The organism is Macrococcus sp. S115 (genome assembly GCF_030067655.1).
Classification (GTDB): domain Bacteria; phylum Bacillota; class Bacilli; order Staphylococcales; family Staphylococcaceae; genus Macrococcoides; species Macrococcoides psychrotolerans.
Genome location: NZ_JASJES010000002.1, coordinates 60,870 through 85,141 on the forward strand (window position 1 = coordinate 60,870; position 24,272 = coordinate 85,141).

Here is a 24,272-nt window from a genome sequence, read left to right on the forward strand (position 1 = left end):
ATGAGCTAGAATTTTTTCTGATATTTATTGCGGATAAATATAGCGATTGAGTTCATTGCAATTAAAATAATAAGTAACACGATAATCGCTGCTGATGATACAAACTGAAACTCTGCTTTTGGCAATTTCGCCCAAGTAAAGATTTGCATTGGTAAAGCCTGAAAACGGTCCATAATACTATCTGGTGTTTTCATAAAGATCGTCGGAATACCAATAACTACTAATGGTGCTGTTTCACCAATTGCACGGGATAGTGCAAGAATCGTTCCAGTTAATATCCCAGGAATAGACGCCGGAAGTACAACGTTCGTTATCGTCTGCCATTTCGTTCCACCTAATCCTAAAGATGCTTCACGAATGGCGTTTGGCACTGCACGAATTGCTTCTTGTGACGATACAATAATAACCGGCAGAATCATAAGAGACATCGTCAATGCTGCAGCTAAAACAGATTTTCCTAATGAAAGTGCTTCTATTCCGCCACCACGAACGAATAGTGTTAATCCTAATAAACCAAATACTACAGATGGTACAGACGCTAGGTTTGCAATATTTACTTTAACAAAGCGTGTAAAGAAATTATCTTTAGCATACTCTTCCATATAAATAGCTGTCGCAACTCCTAGAGTAATTGCAATCGGTGCAATCGTCATCATAAGCCATAATGTACCGATTAAAGCCCCTTTAATACCAGCTTTTGAAGGTGTAGTACTAGAGAAGTTCGTAAAGAACTCTAGTGTTAGATAACCTGCACCCTTTCTGATAATGTCAAAAAGAAGCATTGCTAGAACAATTAATCCGATAATCGTACATAAGAAGAAAATAAACTTAACTATCGCGTTTTTAGTCAGACGTCCAGAGAGTTTTTTCGCGACTCTTTCCTGATTAATTAATTCCATTCTAATACTCCTCTCTGAATTTGTTTGTGATCCATTGTGAAATCATATTCATAATTAATGTAAATACAAACAATGTAAATCCAACTGCATAGATACTATAGTAAATATCTGAACCAAATGTTGCATCACCAGTAGCAACTTGTACGATAAATGCTGTCATAGTCTGCAATGAATTTGTAAAATCTAATGAGAATTCTGGTGAACTACCTGCTGCAAGTGATACGATCATCGTTTCACCAATTGCACGTGATACAGCGAGGACGATTGATGCTAAAATACCAGATAAGGCAGCTGGAAACACAACTTTAAGCGCCGTTTCTAATCGGGTTGAACCTAGTCCTAGCGCCCCTTCTCTAATTGCTTGTGGTACTGCACTCATCGCATCTTCAGAAAGACTCGCAATCATTGGCACAATCATAATACCGATGACTAGACCAGGACTGATTGCATTAAATGAACCTAAGTCTGTCCAAACAGAACGAAGCATCGGTGTAACAAAAGTTAATGCAAAAAATCCATATACAATTGTTGGAATCCCTGCAAGAATCTCTAAAATTGGTTTAATGATTCTTCTTACTTTGTCACTTGCATATTCACTTAAGTAAAGCGCTGCGCCTAATCCAACCGGAACAGCAAAAATTGTCGCAATAAGTGTTACTTTCAATGTTCCTAAAATTAAAGAGATAATTCCGTATTTTGGATCCTGTCCGAAAGCATTCCATGTCTTCTCAAGGAAAAATTCACTGAATGATACTCTTGTAAAGAAAGTAATCGTCTCAGTTAATAATGTAATCAGAATCCCAATTGTAGTTAATATAGAAATAGATGCAATTACAGCAAGTATTATCGGGATAAATTTCTCGATAATATTTTTAGAACCTTTACTTTGACGCTGCTGAATCAATTCCTGTACAGATACTTTATTTTCCATAGCATTGACTCCTTCATTTTAAAAAGGGACGAAAAATTTCGTCCCTGAAAAATTTCTTATATATTATTAACTATTTAACTTCTTCTAATTTCTTTAGATCTTCTTCGTAAACTTTATCTTCTAAAGGCACATAACCTGATTCTTTAGAAGCATCTTTAGCATTATCTAGAGTAAACTTCATAAATGTTTTAAATGCTTCATTACTCTTAAGTGATTCGTTTTTCGCATAGATATATAAAGGACGGCTTAATGGGTATGAACCATCTTTAACCGTTTCTTCAGTTGCTTCAACACCTTCACCTTTACTTTCTTTTTGAATCTTAACCGCTTTTAAGTTATCTTTGTTTTCTTGGTAGAAGTTATATCCGAAGAATCCAACACCGTTTTTATTATCTTGTACAGATTTAACGATAACGTTAGTATCAGCATTTTTCTCAGCTGTAATTTCACCTTTATCTAAAACTTCTTCACTGAAGAAGTCGTAAGTACCATGTGATTGGTCTGGAGAGAATGCTTTAATTTCTTCAGCCGGGAAGTCAGCACGAACATCTTTCCAAGTTTTCGCTTCACCAGAATAGATTTTTTTCAACTCATCAAACGTTAAGTACTCAACAAAGTCATTCTCTTTATTAACTGCAACAGTTAAACCGTCACTTGCAATTTTGAATTCAGTATACTCGATTTTTTTATCTTCTAGTGCCTTCTTCTCTTCATCTTTAATATCACGAGATGCATTTGAGAAATCTGTTTCTCCAGCGATAAATTTCTCGAAACCACCACCAGTTCCTGAAGTACCGATTGAAACAGTAACATCTGGATATTCAGCATTGAATTGCTCGTTAATTTTTTCAGTAACAGGAGCTACAGTAGACGATCCGTCACCATTTACTTCACCTTTAACATCTTTAGCTGCTGTGTCTGTGGCTTTATCTTCACTCTTTGAGTCAGAATTTTCAGCTGCACCACCACATGCACCTAATAATAATGCAGTACCTAAAACAGTTGTTGATCCTACTAATTGCCACTTTTTCATTGTTAAGAATCCTCCTAATATAAAGACGAATAAATTTTTTGATTTGTTATTACATTTCTAACTATATAGATTTATTGTTAATTTAGAGTGAATGTATTGTAAATATTTTGTAAAGAACGCACAAATTAAAAAGCAGCCGACTATTTATCGGCTGCTTCTTTATCTTTAAAGTATTCATTGATAATTTCTTTACCTAGATCTCCACCTGGTAACCATGGAGGTGGTACTGGCTGATTCGTATAAATGATAGAAAAACTCATTTCAGGTTTTTTCACTGGCGCATACCCTATATATGTTGAATTTACTCGAGCTTCACCATCTTGAGTTACTTCAGCTGTACCTGTTTTACCTGCAGCTTTAACAGCAGTATCATTAAAACTAGCATATCCTGTCCCTTCTGCTTGGTTAAAGACCATTTCGAAACCAGACTTTACTTGTTCAATTTCTTTATCTGTATTATTAATCTTATTTAACACTTTTCCATTAAAGTGACTTTTAATGGGACCTATTTTACCTGTTTTAGACGCTCCTCTAATTTCTCTGACGATATGCGGCTGAATACGATACCCGTCATTAGCAATTGTAGATACATATTGAGAAAGCTGTAATGGTGTATATGTATCATACTGTCCAATTGCTAAATCCAGAAAATTCCCTGGATTATTTTTTAGAATACCAGTTTGTCCTGTCACTTCATTCGGCAGATCGATGCCTGTCTTTACACCTAAACCAAATTGGTTCATACCTTTTCTTAATTTCTGCCCTGCCTCAGTTATATCATCTGGTAAGCTCATTCCAGATGAATAATCGAGTCCAGCAAGTTTGAGCGCCGTCTTAAACATATAGACGTTTGATGAGTGCATCAATGCCTGCTTATCATTAATAGCAAGACTCCCACTTTGGTTAAAATAAGAACGTTTCTGTATCCCACCTTTAAATACTAACGGCTCATCCGTCATCGTCTCTCCGACATTAATTGCGCCATTACTGTATCCTGTGAGTAACGTAGCACCTTTAACCGAAGACCCTACTGCATATTGTGAAGTGAATGTGCCATAATGATAATCGGTTATCTTACCTGATTTATCAATCTGACGGCCTGCTAACGCCAATATATCTCCATTATGAGGATCCTGTACAACGACCAGTACTTTATCCATATCTCTAGCACCCATGCTTCTCAGTTTTCGAATGTTATTATCGACTAATTTTTCTACTTTGAGCTGCAATTCTATATCGATGGATAAAACGAGGTCGTCTCCTCTGGACCCTTCTGCGAGGACTTCTGAATCGATAATCTTACCTGATTTATTCGTAATATACCTCATTTTTTTCTTTTTACCGCGCAGGACATTTTCATATTGATATTCTAGGTAGCTTTGCCCAACTCGGTCATTTCTAGAATACCCTTTCGCTAAATAATAATCTGTAAGTTCCTTAGGTAATCCTTCTTCTTTAGAGGATACACGACCAAACAGAGTACGCAGCGTATCACCATATAAATACTTTCTATCCCAGTCCATAGACGTATTGACGCCCGGTAACTCTCCTAGGTTCTGAGATACCAATGCATATTCTTTTTCTGTAACATCTTCATTCTTTATTATTTGTGGACTTAATTGGCTGCCACTAGACATTTCTCTATAAATTGCAGCGACTTGCAGTTCTTTTTTCGATAGTTTATTGATTTGCTGTTCCGTTAATTTTTTATAGAGCGCTGTGTTATAAGTCTCTTCAGTAATTTCTCCATTTTTAAGTAACGTATTCTCTTTCTTCATCAATTGATCTATCGCTTCTTTATGCGTCAATATATAGAAATCCTGCTTATCTCTTTGAGTGAGTGCCCCTGTTGGCATATCAATTATCTTTTGCAGTTTCTTTGCAACGACTAATATTTCTTTACTCGTCGTCATACGATCTCTTGTATATGTGATTGATTTTTTTGATGTATTATCGACTAGTAGTTTACCATTCCTATCATAAATTCTTCCACGTGGTACTGATTCATTGACTTCAATATTTTCATTATTATCTACTGCCTGTCGATACGCTTCACCTTTTACAATCTGCAAATAACCTAATCTTAATACAAGAATTATAAGCAAGGAAACAATTGCCATAAAAATGACGCCGATTCTTCGATTAGTCATTCGTTTTTGCTTTAGTTCATTGGATTCCTGTTTAACACGTTTCAAAAAAAATCCCCCATTGATACATTATCCTTCTATAATATATGAAATGCTGTCAGTTTTCTATAATAAACATAAAAAAACACCGTTCATAAGAACGGTGTTTTAAAAACTTTACTTCGCTGCTAAGTATAATTCGTTTACTTTGTCCCAGTTAACAACATTCCAGAATGCTGCGATATAATCTGGACGTTTGTTCTGGTAGTTTAAATAGTAAGCATGTTCCCAAACATCTAATCCTAAGATTGGTGTTTTACCTTCCATTAATGGATTCTCCTGGTTTGGCGTTGAAGTTACTTCAAGCTCTCCGTTATTAACAACTAACCATGCCCAGCCTGAACCGAAGCGACCAGCTGCAGCATCAGCAAATTCTTGTTTAAATGCATCTAAAGACCCAAATTTTGATTCAATCGCATCAACAACTTCGCCTTTTGCTTCTTTACCTGGAGCAAGTAATGTCCAGAATAATGAGTGATTATAATGACCACCGCCATTATTAACTACAGCAGTTTTCTTATCTGCAGGAACTTCATCAATTCTCTTCATTAAATCTTCAATAGATACATTCTCAAACTCCGTACCTGCCACTGCATCATTTAATTTCGTTACATAAGTATTATGATGTTTTGTATGGTGAATCTCCATCGTTTCTTTGTCGATGTGTGGTTCTAATGCATCATATGCATACTCTAATTTTGGTAGTTCAAATGCCATAATAAATCATCCTCCTGTGTTTTACGAAAATTGTTTACAATTAAATAGTATCAATTTCATCGAATGTTCTCAAATAGTTTGCTTATTTTGAGACGATTTCTGATAAAATAATAGAAGTCAGGAGGTAATCCATTGTATAAACAACATCTAAAACGTTTATTCCAGCCAAAACGATATCCTTTATATAGAATTGTCAAGATGAGATATATTTTACTACATATATTGATACTTTCAATAGCCATGTCTTCGCCAGCAATGATTAATTATTTTCAAACATTTCAGTCTATTAATCATATTAGTCATGAGGAACTTTCTGCTATTCCAGATTTTAAAGTTGTAGATCACTCGCTTATCCTTTCACAGGAAAAGCAGATTGAACTGAGTGCAGTCACTTTATTTTTCACCGAAAAAAATGTACAGCCACGTTCAAACTTTATCATCTTAGATAAGGATGAAATTTTAATCAGTAAAAGCTCACGTGTAAAATATTCAAACATCAATATGTTCCAGGATAAGGAGACATTGATTCAGTTTCTTAAAACATTTACAGACTCGATTTATTTTTATTTCTTCATCCTGGCAATACTGATAATCAGTTCCCAATATGTAATTATTATATTAAAGATTATCATCATAAGCATAGTCAGCCATATCATTTCAAATAAATCAAACAAAAAATCACGCTATATGAACTGGCTGAAAATCAATACATTCTTGCTCACACTGCCTACTTTAATATTGCTGTTCGGTATTATCCTAAACTCTGTCGTCTTAACAATAGCTTCATGGATTGCTTTAATAATACTTAACCTAGTAACTATCAAGAATCTACCGAAAAACAAGCATAAAGCTAAACAAATTTGATTTCCAACTATATAATAGAAGTGTTATTCTAGTAAGGATAGTAATTAATAAGTTTAAATTATGAAGGAGAATTATAATGCCTGAAATTACACATAGAAAAAATACACGCCCGGTTAAAGTCGGTGATCTTACTATTGGGGGCTCAAATGAACTTGTAATCCAAAGTATGACGACAACGAAGACACATGATGTTGAAGCTACAGTTGCAGAGATCAAACGTCTTGAAGAAGCGGGATGCCAAATTGTCCGTGTAGCCTGTCCTAAAGAAGAAGATGCACTTGCAATTGCAGAAATCAAAAAACAAATTAATATTCCATTAGTCGTCGATATTCATTTCGACTATAAACTTGCATTGCTCGCAATTGAAGGTGGCGCAGATAAAATTCGTATCAATCCGGGAAATATCGGTCGCCGTGAAAAAGTTGAAGAAGTTGTAAAAGCTTGTAAAGCGAAAGGTATTCCAATTCGTATCGGAGTAAATGCAGGTTCGCTTGAGAAGCATATATTGAAAAAATATGGTTATCCTACAGCAGATGGTATGGTGGAAAGTGCACTGCATCATATTAAAATATTAGAAGACCTGGATTTCCATGATATTATCGTTTCGATGAAAGCAAGTGATGTTAACTTAGCAATCGAGGCATATACAAAAGCTGCGCAAGCATTTGATTATCCGCTACATTTAGGTATTACAGAAAGCGGAACATTATTTGCAGGGACTGTAAAATCGGCAGCAGGTCTCGGTGCAATTATGAGTTTAGGTATTGGTAACACGTTACGTATTTCATTATCTGCAGATCCTGTAGAAGAAGTTAAAGTGGCGAGAGAACTACTGAAATCTTTCGGTCTGGCAAGTAATGCAGCAACGCTTATTTCATGTCCTACTTGTGGTCGTATTGAAATCGACTTAATTTCAATTGCCAACGAAGTTGAAGAATACATTTCAACGATCAAAGCACCGCTCAAAGTCGCAGTATTAGGGTGTGCTGTAAATGGCCCGGGAGAAGCAAGAGAAGCTGATATTGGAATCGCAGGGGCACGTGGAGAAGGATTATTGTTTATGAAAGGTAAGACGGTAAGAAAAGTGCCTGAAGAGACAATGGTTGAAGAATTGAAGATGGAAATCGACAAACTTGCTGAAGAATACTTTAAAAAACAGGAAGCAGAAAAGTTAGCGAATGCAGAAAAATAAAATAAGATTTGGCATTGATATTGATGGTACTGTCACATGTCCGACAGCACTTGTCCCATATCTTCAGAAATCCTTTAACCCCCACTTTAAGTACGAAGATATTACTGCATACGAACTAACAACTGTACTAGGCATTAGCAATGATGAAGTTGCACAGTGGTTCAAAGAAAACGAGCGTGCTTTATATAAAGATTCGCCTGTGCATAAAGATGCGGATTTAATATTAAGACAGTGGTCAGAACAATTTGAGCTATTCTTTATCAGTGCAAGACATACTTTACTAACAGATATCACCTATGATTGGTTTGATAGACATAATATCCCCTATCACCATATCGAACTTACAGGTTCGCATAATAAAATTGAAGCGGCGCGCAATCTAAAGGTAGATGCTTTCTTTGAAGATAAACTTGATAATGCACTTGATATTCAACAGGCGCTTGATATTCCGGTCTATCTGTTTGATACACCATACAACCAGGCAGAGTTACCTGAAGATGTGTTTCGTGTGCACTCCTGGATTGAAACGAATCGACTTATTCAACAACATTTTAATACAAAATAAAAAAGATGCCTCTCGGCATCTTTTTTATTTGCATTTTTCACATAATCCATAGAGTTCAATTTTATGACTTTCTATTTCAACATCCGGAAGTTCATCCTTAAATATTTCAATTGGACAATGTTCCACAACACGCGTATCTCCACAATGCCTGCAGATAAAATGATGATGATGATGATGACTACAGGCAAGTCTGAACTTCTTCTCTCCTTCTAACTCAGTTGTTTCTATAATCCCTAATGATTCAAATAGATGTAGGTTGCGATAAATTGTGTCAAATGAAATACCAGGATATTTATCGTTCAGAGCTTGCTGCATCTGTTTAGCGTTTAAATATTTACTATTATCATGCAGAAGAGTAATCATATCTTTTCTTTTGTCAGTATATTTGTGCCCATTGTCCTTCAATATTTGAATTGCATCATTAATTTCCATTTAAACTACCTGCTTTTTCTTTATTTTTCTTGATTATAATCGATAATATCAAAATCGCTACAAGTAACATGACAATAACACCGCCTGGCGTTATATCAAGATAGAATGCTGTTACTAAACCAGCAATAACAGCAAATTCACCGATGACGACACTCCATACCATCAGTTCTTTATAACTTCTTGTCAGTCGCATGGCACTAGCGACAGGTAACGTAATTAAACTAGATACTAGCAGTATTCCCACGACACGCATAGATGCAGAGATAACAAGCGCGACCATAAGCATAAACAAAATATGTACATACCTTGGCACGCCAATAATCGAAGCATATTCTTCATCAAATGAAAGGATGAATAATTCTTTGTACAGCAGTCCAATAAACAACACTACGACTATAAAAATAGAAAAGATGACTACAACATCATTGAACGTTACTGCACTGATACTTCCAAATAAATAGCCGAATAAATCCTGATTGAAACCATCTGCAAAAGAAATAAATATAACACTCAATCCGATACCAAGACTCATAATTATCGGAATTGCAAGCTCCTGATAATGTTTATAGACACTTCGTAATCTTTCGATCATAAGTGAACCTGCAATTGAAAATAATATCCCCGTCCATACAGGATTAATCGTAAATGCCAATACTTTAGTCAATAACATACCAAATGCGATACCACCAAGTGTAACATGACTGAGTGCATCCGCTATTAATGACAGTCTTCTGACAACGATAAAAGTTCCTATTAATGGTGCAAGTAATCCAATCAGGATTCCAGATATAAATGAATAACGAATAAAGTCAAATTCTATTAGCGCATCAATCAGACTCATAAACAGCACTCCCTATCATGTCCACTATGATCGATGAACTGTACAGGATGACCATAAATTTTAGAAATTTCTACTTCATCAAGCGATTTAAATTGATGTGTTGTTCCGTGGAAATGCAGATGTTCGTTGAGACAAGCGACTTGTGTTGCTGTATCAACAACTACACCAATATCATGGGAGACAAGTAGAATTGTGATACCTTCTTGTTTCAGCTGTTCAAGTAACGCATAGAATTCCGCCACATTTTTTGCATCAATCCCTACTGTCGGTTCATCGAGCACAAGCACCGATGGATTTGATATCAAGGCTCGCGCGATATATACACGCTGCTGTTGTCCACCAGAAAGATCAGATATATTTTTATCTTTTAGCTGATCGATATGGAGACGTCTTAAAATGTCATCCACTTTTTTATGATCATTCTTGTCAAATCTTTTAAACATAGGTTTTATCTGTATTAAACCGCTTCTTACAACTTCAAAAACATTTGCCGGGAAACCTGAATTCCCTGCATTTGATTTTTGTGACACGTAACCAATGCCCGTACGATTCTTTAGCTTGCGAATGTCCGTACCATTCATCAGAATACTGCCATCCTGCAAATTCAAGATACCAAGTATCAGTTTCAGCAAAGTTGATTTCCCAGACCCATTCGGACCCACAATTGCCAGAAAATCACCTTGATAGACACTAATATTAATATGGGATAACGCTTTCTTATCTGGATAACTGTAAGATACATCTTTAATTTCAAATACGGGTTCCATATCCTCATCCTTCTATAAACAAAAACAAGCATTAATCATAGATTAATCCCTGTTTCTATTGTCAAATTCTACTGCAATTTAATCTTTTCTAATAATTCAGGATCAAAAGTTCTACTTTTAATCATATCGATTTCAAATTTATAAGGCGGTTTTTTATTTTTCTTATCGTCTCCAACTTGAACGTAAGGGGTTTCTAGAATCTTAGGAATATTTTCAAATGCTTCATGATAAACGAGTTTTGTTAATGCATCAAAACCAATATTTCCGAAACCAAAGTTTTCATGTCTATCTTTTCTTGCACCTGTAACATTTTTGCTGTCGTTCACATGCACAACTTTAATACGATCTAATCCAACGACGTCATCAAATTCCTGTAATACCCCATCTAAGTTATTGATAATATCATATCCCGCATCATGTGTGTGACATGTATCAAAACATACAGAGAGTCGTTCATTATGTGTTACACCTGAAATAATTTCGGCAAGTTCTTCAAATGATTTACCACATTCAGAGCCTTTACCCGCCATTGTTTCAAGTGCAATACGCACATCGTTATTATTCGATAAAACTTCATTCAAACCTTCGATGATCTTCTTAATACCTGCTTCTTCTCCAGCTCCTACATGTGCACCTGGATGCAGCACAATATCTTTTGCACCAAGTGCTTCAGTACGCTCGATTTCCTTTTGTAAAAATTCAACACCTAAAGCAAATACTTCAGGTTTTACTGTATTTGCAATATTGATAATATATGGTGCGTGGACAACAATATTTGATAAACCGTTTGCTTGCATATGTGCCTGTCCTGCTTCAATATTTAAGTCTTCAATTGCTTTACGTCGAGTATTTTGAGGTGCACCTGTATAAATCATAAAGGTAGAAGCACCGTAGCTTGCCGCCTCTTCTGATGCCTGCAGGAGCATCTTCTTTCCGCTCATTGAAACATGTGATCCGATTAACATAAGTTTCACCTTAACCTTTTCTGTTCTGCTTGTTTACACGTTTGGAGTGCGCTCTCTTTTCATTACGTTTAACCTTATCTAATTCATATCTGAACTTCTTCTTATAACCTGGTTTTACTTTCTTTTTCTTTTTCACTTTATGAACTAAAGATTTTTCAATATTATCTTCTTTTTTCTGACGACTTCTACGCTCAGTACGATCCTTAATTTCTGTAAGTTCACCATTTTTAATATCCGAATGAATGAATGAGAACCCTTTTTTCTCAATCTGGTTGATTAAGTCTTCTTCGTCAGGCGTGTAAAGTGTGATCGCAACGCCCGTGTAATTACCACGTCCTGTACGCCCTACACGGTGTGTGAAGAAATCGATATCTTTTGGAATATCATAGTTAAATACATGACTTACACCATCAATATCAATCCCTCTGCTTGCAAGGTCACTTGCTATAATATATTGAAATTCTAAGTTCTTGACACGTTTCATCATCTGAGTACGTTCACGAGGTGCCAGTCCTCCGTGCATGATACCTACTTTCATTCCTTGATCCTGTAAGTACTCAGCAAGTTCATCTGCGCGGTCACGACTATTCGCAAAGATAATGGCTAAATATGGGTTACACGTGTTCATAACGCTCACTAGCTTCTCTTTTTTGTCGTTACTCTTTGTTGGAACGAGGTAGAAGGTAATATTCTTATTCGTCTTACTATCTGGTTCGATTTCGATAAATTCCGGCTTTGATAGATATTTGTTTAAAAATGGATGTAATGCTTTAGGAATCGTTGCTGAAAAGACAGCAATCTGAGCATCACGTGATACGTTCGCAGCAATTTTATCAACTGTTGGTAAGAATCCAAGATCTATCATTAAATCCGCTTCATCAATTACCACTGCATTCGCCAAATGAATATGCAGTACATTTTCCTCAGCTAGATCTTTAATACGGTTTGGTGTGCCAATTACGATTTGTGGCTGTACTTTTGATTTCTGTATATCTTTATTCTTATCTGTTCCTCCGATGTACAGGCCTGCTTTAATGCCTTCAGTAAAGGAAATAAGATGTTCACTTGCATCATATAATTGTTTTGCAAGTTCACGTGTCGGCGCTAGAATAATCACTTGCGGCTGAATTAAATCTTTATCAATTTTATTAATTAACGGCAACAGGAATGCATGTGATTTACCTGTACCAGTTTGAGATTGTCCGATTAAATGTGTTTCTTTTTTTAATTTTGGAATAACTCTTCTCTGGATTTCTGTGGGCTGGTTGAAATTTAGATCCTTCACCGCTTCTATTAAATATGGTGCAAGTTCAAAATGTTCAAATGGGTGTTTGTCCATCATAATCCTCCTCTTTTTCTTCATCTAATGTATTATATAGGAAACATTACTAAAAAGAAAGTAAACATTTTTAAAACCATATTATAAATGGTATGATAATGGTACTGATTCATGAATTGGAGGCACAATAATGGAAATCATTAAAATTACACCTCGTGGCTATTGTTATGGCGTAGTCGATGCAATGGTCATCGCACGTAACGCATCCTTAGACAAAACCCTACCACGTCCTATTTATATACTTGGTATGATCGTTCATAATAAACATGTCACAGATGCATTTGAAAGTGACGGCATTATTACATTGGATGGTCCTAACCGACTTGAAATCTTAGAACAGATTGAAACTGGAACGGTCATCTTCACAGCACATGGTGTAAGTCCAGAAGTAAAACGTCTTGCAAAAGAAAAAGGCCTTGTCTGTATCGATGCCACTTGTCCAGATGTTGAAAATACACATACATTGATTCGTCGTAAGAAAGCTGACGGATATCATGTCATCTATATCGGTAAGAAAGGTCACCCTGAACCTGAAGGAGCAGTGGGTGTTGCTCCGGATATCGTTCATCTTGTAGAAAACAAGCAGGATATCGAACAATTACCTGAATCATTAAATGATCAGAAACTCATTGTAACAAATCAAACAACAATGAGTCAGTGGGATGTTAAACATCTGATGGAAGACTTAGAAGAGAAGTTTCCGCATATTGAAGTGCATGAAGAAATATGTCTCGCAACACAAGTGAGACAGGAAGCCGTTGCAAATCAGGCTCCAAGTGCGGATGTTCTAATCGTTGTCGGTGACCCTAAAAGTAATAACTCTAACAGACTCGCACAAGTTTCAAAAGAAATCGCACATACCGAAGCCTATCGTATTTCAGATATCAGTGAATTAAAGTTAGAGTGGCTTGAGGGAAAATCAACGATTGCAGTTACAGCAGGAGCTTCTACACCTACACCGATCGTTAAAGAAGTGATTGACTATATTAAAGGCTATGATCCACTAAATATTACTCCTATACCTGAAACGTCTGGTGTACCAGTTGAAAAGATCTTACCTAAAATTAAAAACGCAGCCCCTGTCAAAATATTAGATTAACAAAAGTGCCATCGTCAGTAGACGATGGCACTTTTATTTATATTTCATTAAACGGATTAGTATTTGTCGTTGATGCGATAACTGTAATTTCAGGTATCAGGCCATGAATTATCACTTTCAGTCCTTCTCTCATTACATATTCACTATAATGACCGATATCAATTGCGATTTGTCCTTTCATCAGTAAATCATGTGCTTCATGGTACTTGATATCCCCAGTTAAAAACACATCAGCTCGTCCTGCAATTTGATCCATATACGATACGCCGGCACCACCAATAATAGAAATTGACGTAAGCTGGGCATTTAAATTACCAATTACTTTAACAGACGGAATATCAAGCTTATCTTTTAAAATTTCAGCAAGCTCGTGAACCTTCATTTCTTCAATCCTACCGATAGTCCCCGTACCATAATCTGCCGGAACGTCATATTCAAATATATCATATGCAGGCGTTTCGTACGGGTGTACATCCATAATGACTTTCTCTACTTGCTGCCTTAATTGAGGTTCAAATACACACTCAATCTTCATTTCCTGTTCGTAATGGATCTCACCTTTCTTACCTACAAATGGATTTGCACTTGATAATGGCATAAATTCTCCTGTACCTTCTGTTGTATAGAAGCAATGTGCATATTCTCCAATTTGTCCGGCACCAATTTGCGCTAATGCACCTTTCATTTGCGCGGCATGATCATTCGGTACAAACAACTGTAATTTGCAAAGCTTTCTAGATTCACGTAACAGAATCGTCTGATCCTTCAAACCAATTTGTTTACCGATCATATAACTCACACCATATTTGTAGTTATCTAAATTTGTATGCATCGCAATCACTTGAATATCATGCTTAATTGCATGGCGCATGACATTGCCGTATCCTCCGGCATTAATTTGTTTTATGCCGCTAAAAATAAGCGGATGGTGACAAATAATTGTATTGATACCATACGTAATTGCTTCATCAATAACTTCCTCTGTACAGTCTAATGTTGTCAGAACCCCTGTCACTTCTGTCGATTCATCTCCGATTAATAGTCCAACATTGTCCCAGGATTCCGCTGTGTACTTCGGAATTTCGTTATGAATAATCTGCTGTAATTCACAAATTTTCAATGTCTAAGACCTCCTTTAGAGTTTCAATATCGTTCAGTAGCTGTGATGCTTTTTCAGAGTGTCTTTCTTCTAATTTTATCGCTTCATATACTGTTTGCAGATGATGATACTCACGTAACCACTTCTCCTTAAAAACATCGTCCTTTTTATTTAATAACACCGGACCAAACTTTAACTCTCTTTCATTATACGTTACGTCTATATCATTTCGTTCAGCAACGATAATTTCGTATACGTGTTTACGCTCTTTCATAATGACTTCATCTTTTATCATGTAGCCTAATGCTATCAATCTACGCCTAACTGCTTCTGTATGAATATTACTTTGCAGTATAAGTGTCGGATAATGTGTAAGTTTTCCTTTACCGTTATTTAAAATCTCACTGATTAATGGACCACCCATCCCGCAAATGGTAATGCAGTCTACTTCATTCTGCTCAATTACATCAAGGCCGTCTCCAAGTCTGACATCTATCTTACTGTCCAGTGCATACTTCTTTACATTTTCTACTGCTGACATAAATGGACCCTTTACAACTTCACCTGCAACAGCACTTTTTACTTTGCCTTGTTCTATTGCATATATCGGAAGATACGCATGGTCTGAACCGATATCTGCTAGTTTTTCGTGATTGATATATGTTGCAACTGCCAATAATCTGTTATTTATCATCGCGTTTATCCTTTCATTTCATTCAATCTAAAAGAGGATGAGACAACGTTGTCCCATCCTCTCATATTGTAAATTATTATTTAGCACCATCTTTAAGATACTTAACTAAAGTATCTAGATCTTTATCAGAAATTGTTGCTTCGTCATGTGCTGGCATCGCACCTTTACCTTCACGGATAACTTTCTTTAAAGCACCTGCGTCTTTAGAGTTCCCCGCTAATTTAGGACCCATACCGCCTTCTAAGTTTTGACCATGACAAGAAGTACAGTTGTCTTTAGCAAATGTTTTTGCATCAAATTTCTGTTCAGTTTTAGCACCGTCTTCGCCCTTCTCTTCTCCTTTGTTTGCACCGTGTGCTGACATAAAGAAAATAAGACCTACACCCATAAGCATAATAAGTATAAACGGTATCACTGGATTACGATTCATTCAATTAACCTCCCTTTAAATTCACCATATACATATCTATTTTATATTAAAAAGTAGGATTGTCAAAGACTTTTCACAATTTAATTTAATTAATCCATAAAATCTTTTAAGCGTTTACTTCTTGATGGATGACGTAACTTTCTGAGTGCCTTTGCTTCTATCTGTCTGATACGTTCACGTGTTACTCCAAACACCTTACCAACTTCCTCAAGTGTGCGTGTACGACCATCATCTAGTCCAAATCTTAAGCGCAGGACATTTTCTTCTCTGTCCGTCAGGGTATCAAGTACGTCCTCTAACTGTTCTTTCAGAAGTTCATAAGCTGCATGATCTGCGGGACTTTGTGCATCCTGATCCTCAATGAAATCACCTAGATGGCTGTCATCTTCTTCTCCAATCGGTGTTTCAAGAGAAACTGGTTCCTGAGCAATCTTCAAGATTTCTCTTACTTTTTCCGCTGGCAGATCCATTTCTTCGCCAATCTCTTCTGGAGAAGGATCACGACCTAAATCTTGCAGTAACTGACGTTGTACACGAATTAACTTATTGATTGTTTCAACCATATGAACCGGAATTCGAATTGTACGTGCCTGGTCAGCAATTGCACGTGTTATCGCCTGACGAATCCACCACGTTGCGTAAGTCGAAAATTTAAAGCCTTTTGTAAAGTCAAATTTCTCAACCGCTTTTATAAGACCCATATTTCCTTCCTGAATCAAATCAAGGAACAGCATACCACGCCCAACATAACGCTTCGCAATACTAACCACAAGACGTAAGTTTGCTTCTGCAAGTCTCGCTTTCGCTTCTTCATCACCTTGTTCAATTCGTTTCGCAAGTTCAATTTCTTCTTCTGCACTTAATAAATTTACACGACCAATTTCTTTTAGATACATACGTACAGGGTCATTAATCTTAACACCTGGTGGTGCTGAAAGATCGTTTAAATTAATCTTGTCGTCCGTATCTTGTGCATCTTTTTCATTAATTAATGTAATATCATTCTCAGCAATTGCTTCAAAGAATTCATCCATATGATCAGAATCCATTTCGAAGTTCTGCAGTTTATCTGCAATCTCTTCGTGACTGAGATGACCATTTTTCTTACCAGTCTCTATCAACTGTGCTTTAACCTGGTCAATTGTTAATAATACATCGTCTTTATTTTTTTTCGTTTCTTTTTTGGCCATAATGTTTAACCCCCTGTAGAATCTACTGTTTCTTTTGTCGTTGTAAATTAATAATTTCACGCATAAGCTGCGCACGCTTTTCATGATTCTCTGTACTTACAGCATCGCTAAGTTGTGCCTTTAACGATTGCAGCTGTTCTATTTCTTTCGGTTCCTGCTGAAAGACATAAAGGTAATCATTGACTTCTTCGATAGAAGGCTCATGATTTACGAGCATAGCATCAATTTTCAGACAAGTTTCATGGCATTCATGTGGAACATGTGATGAGAATTTGCTTAGCATAAATGTCTCTTCTATTTTATAGTACCCACTTAATGCTTTATAAATCATCTCATGAACTTTGACGCTAAAATGCTCTTCTGTAATCTGATCTTCAAATTGCATAAAAAGCATACGATCATTCATAAAATATTTCAGCACAGTACGCTCAGCTAACAATTGTCGTGACAGTGTCTCACTTTCAAATGTCGGCATACGCGCTTGTCTTCTATTATCCTTCTGTACTTTGAATTTTAAGCTGTCAAAGTCTACATTAAACAACTCGGTGATTTCATGCAATACTTTTTTCTGTAAATGCTCGGAATTCATTAGTTTAGCATCTTCGATAACGTTATTCAAATGTTTTTCATAGGCAAGATCATTATTCTTAATTTCATCGAGATAATGGCGCATATAAAAGCTCACATAAGTAAGCTTATTATGATTAAAATAACTTAAAAATTTATCCGTTCCAAGTTCTGTAATCATCTCATCAGGATCGTATCCTTTTTTCATCGGTACAACAAATACATTCATACCTTCTTGATTTAACTGCTTACCGATTTTAAGAGTGGCTTCGATACCCGCTCGGTCGCCATCATACATCAATGTAATATTCGATGCCAGTTTCTTCAGCTGTAGGATATGCTCACGGCTAAGTGCCGTACCCATCGTTGCAATCGCGTTTAATATTCCAGTTTCATTAAGTTTAAGGACGTCCATAAATCCTTCCAGCAAAATAACTTCATCTTGATTACGAATCGGTTTTCTTGCAACATCAATGTGATAAAGCACATTTCTTTTTTGGAAAATTAAAGTTTCAGGACTGTTTAAATACTTGGGTTCGCTCCCATCAATCGAGCGCGCCGAAAAACCGATAACTTTACCGCGGAAGTCCTTGATAGGAAACATGATACGGTTTCTAAACCGGTCAAAGTAGGATATCGTTTCTTCATTACGACTCAGCAGACCTGCATCATAGGCAAGTGCCTCATCATAGCCTTTATTCTTTAAATAATCACGGGTAAATGTTGACACGTTAGGACTATAACCTATTTTCTCACGTGCAATCTGTTCATCTGTAAATCCTCTTGAATACAAATACTTAAGTGCCGGCTCAGCTTGTTCAATCGCCTTAAGCACATAGTTATAATAATGTGCCATCGCTTCATGCATCGCAATCATCTTGCTCTGTTCATTATCTGCTTGAGGCGTACCGTCGTCAGTCTTAACTTCTATCCCTGCACGCTCACCTAGTATCTTCACCGCTTCTATAAAGCTGATGGCTTCAATCTGCTCTATAAACTGAAAAACATTACCACCTTTTTTACAGCCGAAGCAGTGGCAGATCTGTTTTTCTACCGAGACAGAAAACGAAGGAGTCTTTTCATCATGAAAGGGACATAAACCGATGTAGTTTCGTCCCCTTTTTTCTAATTTCACATATTGACTGACAACGTCCAATATATCGTTCTTCTGTTGGATTTCATGTATTAACTCTGGCTCTATATGCAAATTATGCACCTCTTTAACGTTGATTCTCAGTAACAATCTTAATAATTTCGTTCGCTGTTTCTTCTATCGCTTTATTCGAAACATCAATCACCTTACATCCAATTCTATCGACAATCGAATGGAAATAGTCAAGTTCTTCATGAATACGGTCATCCTTAGCATAGTTCGCATCATTCTTTAACCCAAGTTGAGCAAGACGTTCCACTCTTATCTTGTTTAGCTTAGCTGGATCAATTTTTAAGGCGATGCACTTGGATGGATCTATATCAAACAGCTGCTCAGGTGGATCAACTTCGGGTACAAGCGGCACGTTCATTACCTTATATCGCTTATGCGCTAAGTATTGACTTAGCGGCGTCTTAGATGTACGAGAGACGCCTACCAGCACGATATCTGCTTTAGCTAAACCACGCACATCTCTTCCGTCATCGTATTTTACGGCAAATTCAATGGCTTCTATTTTCTTGAAATAATCTTCATCTAACTTATGTACGATACCTGGTTCATTTAAGGGATGCTCGTCTAAAACATCAACCAGCACTGTCATCAAAGGACCCATTATATCGACACTCTTAATAGCAAAAGCCTCAAGCTGCTGCTGCATATACTTTCTGATCGCTGGTTTAACAAGTGTATAGACAACAATCGATTCCTGTTCCTTTGACAGATTAATAACTTCATCAACATTCTCGGTTGTCTCGATATAAGGTAGTCGTATCGTATCAATCACATTATTAAGTAGATTAAATTGAGATACACATGCTTTCGTAACGAGTTCTGCAGTCTCCCCTACAGAATCCGATGCGATGATTAACCTAATTTCTTTCATAAATTTATCCCCTATTCATCCTCAATTAGTGACACAAAGGCACGCGTAATCGTTGTCTTAGTGATACGCCCTGTCACTTCATAATGTTCTCCTGACTTCTGTACAACTGGTAACGAATCAATCTGTTTCTCTATCAATAGATTTGCCGCATATATGAGCAGATCATCCTGTACACATACAGAAATATTTGGCATACGGGACATAAAGACATTTACCGGCAGATTATGAATCTCCTGATTACCCATCGATGCACGGAGCAGATCTTTACGAGAGCATACACCAACAAGATGATTTTCATGATTTGTCACAAAAAGTGTACCTACATCCTCCAGAAACATCGTACAAATTGCATCATAAGCTGAAATGTCTTCGTGGATGACGACCGGTATAGACTGAAAATCTTTCACCTTAAACTTCTTAATAGAAGCTGATAAGAGCTGTGTGCTTGACTTACCCGTGTAAAAGTAACCCACTCGTGGTCTCGCATCTAAGTAGCCAGCCATAGTCAGGATTGCTAAATCTGGTCTTAATGTTGCTCGTGTTAAACTCAATTTCTCAGCAATCTTCTCTCCAGTAATGGGGCCATTGTTTTTTACAATCTGTATTATCTTTTCCTGCCTTTTATTCAGTTCTATCGTAAACACCCCAAACATGCACAATTTAATAACTTTATTATACCCATCAACTGCAATTTTTACAAATGACATGTCTAACATCTTGAGTCTTAGTAAGAAAGATGATATATTCATATTAAGCGAGTTAAGGGTGGTGTGAGCTTAACAGAATAATTGGCGCAATATCATAACTTAACATTTATAAAAGTGAGTAAACACTAATTTGGGTGGAACCGCGGGTTTATATACTCGTCCCAAGGCTTGATTGCCTTGGGACTTTTTTGTTTACTCTAAATTAATAGGAGGTCATATTATGGCAGAAAAAAACATGGAAACAATTGTTAATCTTGCAAAACACAGAGGCTTCGTCTTTCCTGGCAGCGAAATCTACGGTGGGCTTGCTAACACTTGGGATTACGGTCCGTTAGGTGTAGAACTTAAAAACAATGTAAAACGTGCATGGTGGCAAAAATTCGTTCAGCAATCACCTTATAACGTAGGTCTTGATGCCGCGATTCTGATGAACCCAAAAACTTGGGAAGCGAGTGGTCACTTATCTAACTTTAACGATCCTATGATCGATAACAAAGATTCTAAGATTCGTTACCGTGCAGATAAATTAATTGAAGATTATATGCACGCACAAGGTGATGAACACTTTATCGCTGACGGTATGAGCTTTGACGAAATGAAACAATTTATCGATGACAAAGGGATTGTATGTCCTGTATCAGGTACAGCAAACTGGACTGAAATCCGCCAGTTCAACTTGATGTTCAAAACATTCCAAGGGGTCACTGAATCATCTACAAATGAGATTTTCTTACGCCCTGAAACAGCACAGGGTATCTTTGTAAATTACAAGAACGTTCAACGCTCAATGCGTAAGAAACTTCCATTCGGTATTGCACAAGTAGGGAAATCATTCCGTAATGAAATCACACCAGGTAACTTTATCTTCAGAACACGAGAATTCGAACAGATGGAATTAGAATTCTTCTGTAAACCAGGCACTGAAATTGAGTGGCAGGAATACTGGAAGAACTTTGCAGCGAAATGGCTGAAAGATTTAGGTATTAAAGAAGAGAATACGAAACTTCGTGACCATGATGAAGACGAATTATCTCACTACTCTAATGCAACAACAGATATCGAATATAAGTTCCCATTCGGCTGGGGTGAGCTATGGGGTATCGCAAGCCGTACAGACTTCGACTTAAAAGCGCATATGGCAGCAAGTGGAGATGACTTCAGCTACCACGACCAGGAAACGAACGAAAAATATGTACCATACTGTATTGAACCCTCATTAGGGGCAGACCGTGTAACGTTAGCATTCTTATGCGATGCATTTGAAGAAGAGACATTAGAAGGTGGAGATACACGTACAGTGATGCACTTCCATCCGGCACTCGCACCATATAAAGCTGCGATCTTACCACTGAGTAAAAAGCTCTCACCAGATGCGATGAAAGTATATGAAGAACTCAGCACATACTTTGCCATCGACTTTGATGAAAGTCAGTCAATTGGTAAACGTTACAGAAGACAAGATGAAATCGGTACACCATTCTGTATCACATTTGACTTTGATTCGTTAGAAGATAATCAAGTTACAGTTCGTGACCGTGATACGATGGAACAAGTACGTATGCCAATCAGCGAAGTAAAAGCATTTTTAGATGAAAAAATTAAGTTTTAAAATGATAAAAGCGGGTTCATTTTCATGAACTCGCTTCTTTATTTACAATTATCTAGTCTTCTCATCTGCTCCAGAATCTTCCTAGACTTGATAAAGACACCTATAAATTCATCATACATCTTATACACGAGTGTTTCCATCTCGTCGATTAAACTGTGTTCAATATTTATAGAGCTTAAACTTTCAATCGGTACTTCACTGAGCAGATAAAGCATATAGAGACTCTTATTCGTCATAGGGATTGCATGTGGATCTTCATTGAGTGCCTCTTGCGTTATCACGCTATTAAATTGAAACGAATACGCAATAAAATCTTTATGTGCCATGTTGCCATCATAAGTACTGTACTTAAAATTTGGTACATAGCCATAGAGCGGCATACATTTAATACTCACTAGCAGCGCAATAAGTCTCGCATTATCACTTCGCTCCATATGTGTCAACGCGACTTTAAGTAACTGATATGCATATGGATTCGTCTCATCTTCTTCAAGTGCACGATCAATCAGTTCAACAACGTACTGTGCATACGTCATCACATAGATATCTTCACGTATTTCATAATGACTGTTAATTGTATCCACCGAAGACAATGTACCCATTCCTTTGAACTGAGAGAAAATAAACAAATTTTCATAGAACAAATCTAATCCCGCACCATACTTTGTTGATTTACGGGCATTCCTTGCCATTAACGCAACTTTAACCCCCGCTTCATTCAAAAAGGTGATAATCAGATGATTATCACCATAAGCGACACGTCTAATGACGATACCTACAGCTTTCTTAAGCATTAATACTCGTCTTCTCTATAGCCAATTTGTCGTATGAAATTCGGTTTATTTCTCCAGTCCTTCTGTACTTTCACCCATAGCTCCAAATACACTTTAGAACCTAGTAACATCTCGATATCTTTACGGGCAAGCTGTCCAATCTTTTTAAGCATTGACCCTTGTTTACCGATAATAATCCCTTTTTGAGAATCTCGTTCGATATAGATCGTCGCTTCAATATGAACACGTTCTTCTGATTCTTTGACCATCTTCTCCACCTGCACACCAATTGCATGCGGGATTTCCTGGCTTGTTAAATGAAGCGCTTTTTCACGGATAAGTTCTGCCACGATAAACTCTTCCGGATGATCTGAAATCTGATCTTTCGGATAGTACATCGGTCCTTCCGGCATATATCCTTCAATGACTTTTACAAGATGGTCAACATTATTACCTTGTAATGCTGAAATCGGTACAATCTCTGCAAACGGCAATAAGTCCTTATACTTCTCGATTTCTTTAATCAGCTCGTCAGGATGTATCTTATCGATTTTGTTTAATACTAAGAATATCGGTGTGCGGTTATTCTTAAGTAGTTCAATAATAAATTCATCTCCACGGCCGATACTCTCTTCTACATTGACCATGAACATGATTGCATCAACTTCACGTAACGTGTTCTTCGCTACTTTCATCATATAATCACCAAGCATATGTTTCGGTTTATGAATACCAGGTGTATCGATAAAGATGATTTGTGACTGTTCTGTCGTTAAAACACCTTGTACTTTATTGCGTGTCGTCTGTGCTTTATCTGACATTATCGCTACTTTCTGTCCAAGTACTTTATTCATAAATGTAGATTTCCCTACATTCGGGCGTCCAATAATCGCAACAAACCCTGACTTAAATTCATTTGACATTATTTCAAATCCTTTCCTGAGAAACCAAGCGGCAATAAATCGTCGACAGTACGTGCGATAACATCACCTTTAACATTCGTTAAGAATACAGGCATTTCATCATCGCATAACTCCTTGATCACTTGTCGACATGAACCACATGGCGATGATGGTGCATCAGTATCTGTTGTAACAACCAATACTTCAAAGTCACCTGGCTTATAACCATCTGCAATCGCTGATACTAGCGCTGTACGCTCCGCACAGATGCAGTCACCATATGCAGCATTCTCTACGTTACAACCATCGAAAGTTTTGCCGTCCTTCGTAATTAAATAGGCACCTACTTTAAAGTTTGAATACGGTGCATGTGCTTTTTCCTGAGCGCGAATTACGCCCTCTAACCATTCCTGTTTGAATTCCATGATCATTCCT

At 36.9% G+C, this 24,272-nt stretch carries 25 protein-coding genes; 5 read left to right on the forward strand and 20 right to left on the reverse strand.

All coding sequences use genetic code 11. The features are described 5' to 3' along the window. Positions 1-5: 5 nt before the first annotated feature. The 5 genes from pstA to QNJ52_RS03475 all read right to left on the reverse strand — a co-directional run bounded on the left by pstA (position 6) and on the right by QNJ52_RS03475 (position 5,766). The gene (gene pstA / locus QNJ52_RS03455; RefSeq protein ID WP_219492139.1) at positions 6-899 is read right to left on the reverse strand and encodes a phosphate ABC transporter permease PstA; all 894 of its coding nucleotides are present in this window, start codon (positions 897-899) and stop codon (positions 6-8) included. A 1-nt stretch (position 900) separates the two neighbouring features. Next, complete coding sequence (gene pstC, locus QNJ52_RS03460) at positions 901-1,830, reverse strand: phosphate ABC transporter permease subunit PstC (protein WP_219492141.1); 930 nt, start codon at positions 1,828-1,830, stop codon at positions 901-903. A gap of 70 nt (positions 1,831-1,900) precedes the next feature. Next, positions 1,901-2,863 carry a PstS family phosphate ABC transporter substrate-binding protein gene (locus QNJ52_RS03465; protein ID WP_283721888.1) on the reverse strand — a complete coding sequence of 321 codons (963 nt, stop codon included), beginning with the start codon at positions 2,861-2,863 and terminating at the stop codon, positions 1,901-1,903. A 140-nt stretch (positions 2,864-3,003) separates the two neighbouring features. Next, a complete protein-coding gene (locus QNJ52_RS03470; protein WP_219494834.1) occupies positions 3,004-5,013 on the reverse strand; it encodes a peptidoglycan D,D-transpeptidase FtsI family protein in 2,010 nt (669 codons plus the stop codon). A gap of 153 nt (positions 5,014-5,166) precedes the next feature. Continuing rightward, positions 5,167-5,766, reverse strand: coding sequence for a superoxide dismutase (locus QNJ52_RS03475; protein WP_219492147.1), 600 nt, complete (start codon positions 5,764-5,766; stop codon positions 5,167-5,169). A 132-nt stretch (positions 5,767-5,898) separates the two neighbouring features. Here QNJ52_RS03475 and QNJ52_RS03480 point away from each other — a divergent pair, with 132 nt between their 5' ends. From QNJ52_RS03480 to QNJ52_RS03490, 3 genes are all read left to right on the forward strand, one after another. Beyond that, the gene (locus QNJ52_RS03480) at positions 5,899-6,630 is read left to right on the forward strand and encodes a DUF1189 family protein (RefSeq protein WP_219492149.1); all 732 of its coding nucleotides are present in this window, start codon (positions 5,899-5,901) and stop codon (positions 6,628-6,630) included. Positions 6,631-6,715: 85 nt separating this feature from the next. Beyond that, entirely contained in the window at positions 6,716-7,822 is a 1,107-nt protein-coding gene (ispG, locus tag QNJ52_RS03485; RefSeq protein WP_174804805.1) for a flavodoxin-dependent (E)-4-hydroxy-3-methylbut-2-enyl-diphosphate synthase, read from the forward strand. Continuing rightward, positions 7,809-8,387 (forward strand): 5' nucleotidase, NT5C type, encoded by a 579-nt coding sequence (locus QNJ52_RS03490; protein WP_219492152.1) that lies wholly within the window; start codon positions 7,809-7,811, stop codon positions 8,385-8,387. The genes ispG and QNJ52_RS03490 overlap by 14 nt, the downstream gene beginning before the upstream one ends. 24 nt (positions 8,388-8,411) lie before the next feature. On the opposite strand, the gene QNJ52_RS03495 is transcribed toward QNJ52_RS03490, so the two are convergent. The 5 genes from QNJ52_RS03495 to QNJ52_RS03515 all read right to left on the reverse strand — a co-directional run bounded on the left by QNJ52_RS03495 (position 8,412) and on the right by QNJ52_RS03515 (position 12,731). Next, positions 8,412-8,819: a Fur family transcriptional regulator gene (locus QNJ52_RS03495; protein ID WP_219492154.1), complete on the reverse strand. Its 408-nt coding sequence runs from the start codon at positions 8,817-8,819 to the stop codon at positions 8,412-8,414. Next, positions 8,809-9,654: a metal ABC transporter permease gene (locus tag QNJ52_RS03500; RefSeq protein WP_165980776.1), complete on the reverse strand. Its 846-nt coding sequence runs from the start codon at positions 9,652-9,654 to the stop codon at positions 8,809-8,811. The genes QNJ52_RS03495 and QNJ52_RS03500 overlap by 11 nt, the downstream gene beginning before the upstream one ends. A 2-nt stretch (positions 9,655-9,656) precedes the next feature. Further along, positions 9,657-10,427 carry a metal ABC transporter ATP-binding protein gene (locus QNJ52_RS03505; RefSeq protein ID WP_101140304.1) on the reverse strand — a complete coding sequence of 257 codons (771 nt, stop codon included), beginning with the start codon at positions 10,425-10,427 and terminating at the stop codon, positions 9,657-9,659. A 68-nt stretch (positions 10,428-10,495) separates the two neighbouring features. Further along, positions 10,496-11,392, reverse strand: coding sequence for a deoxyribonuclease IV (locus QNJ52_RS03510; protein ID WP_101140303.1), 897 nt, complete (start codon positions 11,390-11,392; stop codon positions 10,496-10,498). A gap of 10 nt (positions 11,393-11,402) precedes the next feature. Beyond that, positions 11,403-12,731 carry a DEAD/DEAH box helicase gene (locus QNJ52_RS03515; protein ID WP_101140302.1) on the reverse strand — a complete coding sequence of 443 codons (1,329 nt, stop codon included), beginning with the start codon at positions 12,729-12,731 and terminating at the stop codon, positions 11,403-11,405. 130 nt (positions 12,732-12,861) lie between these two features. On the opposite strand from QNJ52_RS03515, the gene QNJ52_RS03520 reads away from it, so the two are divergent. Next, the gene (locus QNJ52_RS03520) at positions 12,862-13,830 is read left to right on the forward strand and encodes a 4-hydroxy-3-methylbut-2-enyl diphosphate reductase (RefSeq protein WP_283721889.1); all 969 of its coding nucleotides are present in this window, start codon (positions 12,862-12,864) and stop codon (positions 13,828-13,830) included. Between the two features lie 37 nt (positions 13,831-13,867). Here the strand turns inward: QNJ52_RS03520 and QNJ52_RS03525 are convergent, their stop codons facing one another. From QNJ52_RS03525 to ccpN, 7 genes are all read right to left on the reverse strand, one after another. Continuing rightward, on the reverse strand, positions 13,868-14,950 hold the full coding sequence (locus QNJ52_RS03525; RefSeq protein ID WP_283721890.1) for a Nif3-like dinuclear metal center hexameric protein: 1,083 nt from the start codon (positions 14,948-14,950) through the stop codon (positions 13,868-13,870). Further along, entirely contained in the window at positions 14,937-15,623 is a 687-nt protein-coding gene (locus QNJ52_RS03530) for a tRNA (adenine(22)-N(1))-methyltransferase (RefSeq protein WP_219492162.1), read from the reverse strand. Before QNJ52_RS03530 ends, QNJ52_RS03525 begins: the two co-directional genes overlap by 14 nt. 76 nt (positions 15,624-15,699) lie before the next feature. Next, positions 15,700-16,053: a c-type cytochrome gene (locus QNJ52_RS03535; protein WP_219492164.1), complete on the reverse strand. Its 354-nt coding sequence runs from the start codon at positions 16,051-16,053 to the stop codon at positions 15,700-15,702. Positions 16,054-16,142: 89 nt separating this feature from the next. Continuing rightward, positions 16,143-17,243 carry an RNA polymerase sigma factor RpoD gene (gene rpoD / locus QNJ52_RS03540; protein WP_219492167.1) on the reverse strand — a complete coding sequence of 367 codons (1,101 nt, stop codon included), beginning with the start codon at positions 17,241-17,243 and terminating at the stop codon, positions 16,143-16,145. A 22-nt stretch (positions 17,244-17,265) separates the two neighbouring features. Next, on the reverse strand, positions 17,266-19,017 hold the full coding sequence (gene dnaG, locus QNJ52_RS03545; protein WP_283721891.1) for a DNA primase: 1,752 nt from the start codon (positions 19,015-19,017) through the stop codon (positions 17,266-17,268). Between the two features lie 13 nt (positions 19,018-19,030). Beyond that, positions 19,031-19,846 carry a pyruvate, water dikinase regulatory protein gene (locus tag QNJ52_RS03550; protein ID WP_219492172.1) on the reverse strand — a complete coding sequence of 272 codons (816 nt, stop codon included), beginning with the start codon at positions 19,844-19,846 and terminating at the stop codon, positions 19,031-19,033. An 11-nt stretch (positions 19,847-19,857) separates the two neighbouring features. Then, complete coding sequence (ccpN, locus tag QNJ52_RS03555; RefSeq protein WP_219494835.1) at positions 19,858-20,490, reverse strand: transcriptional regulator CcpN; 633 nt, start codon at positions 20,488-20,490, stop codon at positions 19,858-19,860. 283 nt (positions 20,491-20,773) lie between these two features. Between ccpN and QNJ52_RS03560 the strand changes: the two genes are divergently transcribed. Beyond that, positions 20,774-22,162: a glycine--tRNA ligase gene (locus tag QNJ52_RS03560; RefSeq protein ID WP_219492174.1), complete on the forward strand. Its 1,389-nt coding sequence runs from the start codon at positions 20,774-20,776 to the stop codon at positions 22,160-22,162. Between the two features lie 38 nt (positions 22,163-22,200). On the opposite strand, the gene recO is transcribed toward QNJ52_RS03560, so the two are convergent. From recO to cdd, 3 genes are read right to left on the reverse strand one after another with little or no spacing between them, the layout of a single operon-like run. Then, entirely contained in the window at positions 22,201-22,956 is a 756-nt protein-coding gene (gene recO / locus QNJ52_RS03565) for a DNA repair protein RecO (protein ID WP_283721892.1), read from the reverse strand. Further along, a complete protein-coding gene (gene era / locus QNJ52_RS03570) occupies positions 22,956-23,858 on the reverse strand; it encodes a GTPase Era (RefSeq protein ID WP_120785658.1) in 903 nt (300 codons plus the stop codon). Before era ends, recO begins: the two co-directional genes overlap by 1 nt. Beyond that, complete coding sequence (gene cdd / locus QNJ52_RS03575; RefSeq protein ID WP_283721893.1) at positions 23,858-24,262, reverse strand: cytidine deaminase; 405 nt, start codon at positions 24,260-24,262, stop codon at positions 23,858-23,860. Before cdd ends, era begins: the two co-directional genes overlap by 1 nt. Positions 24,263-24,272: the final 10 nt, after the last annotated feature.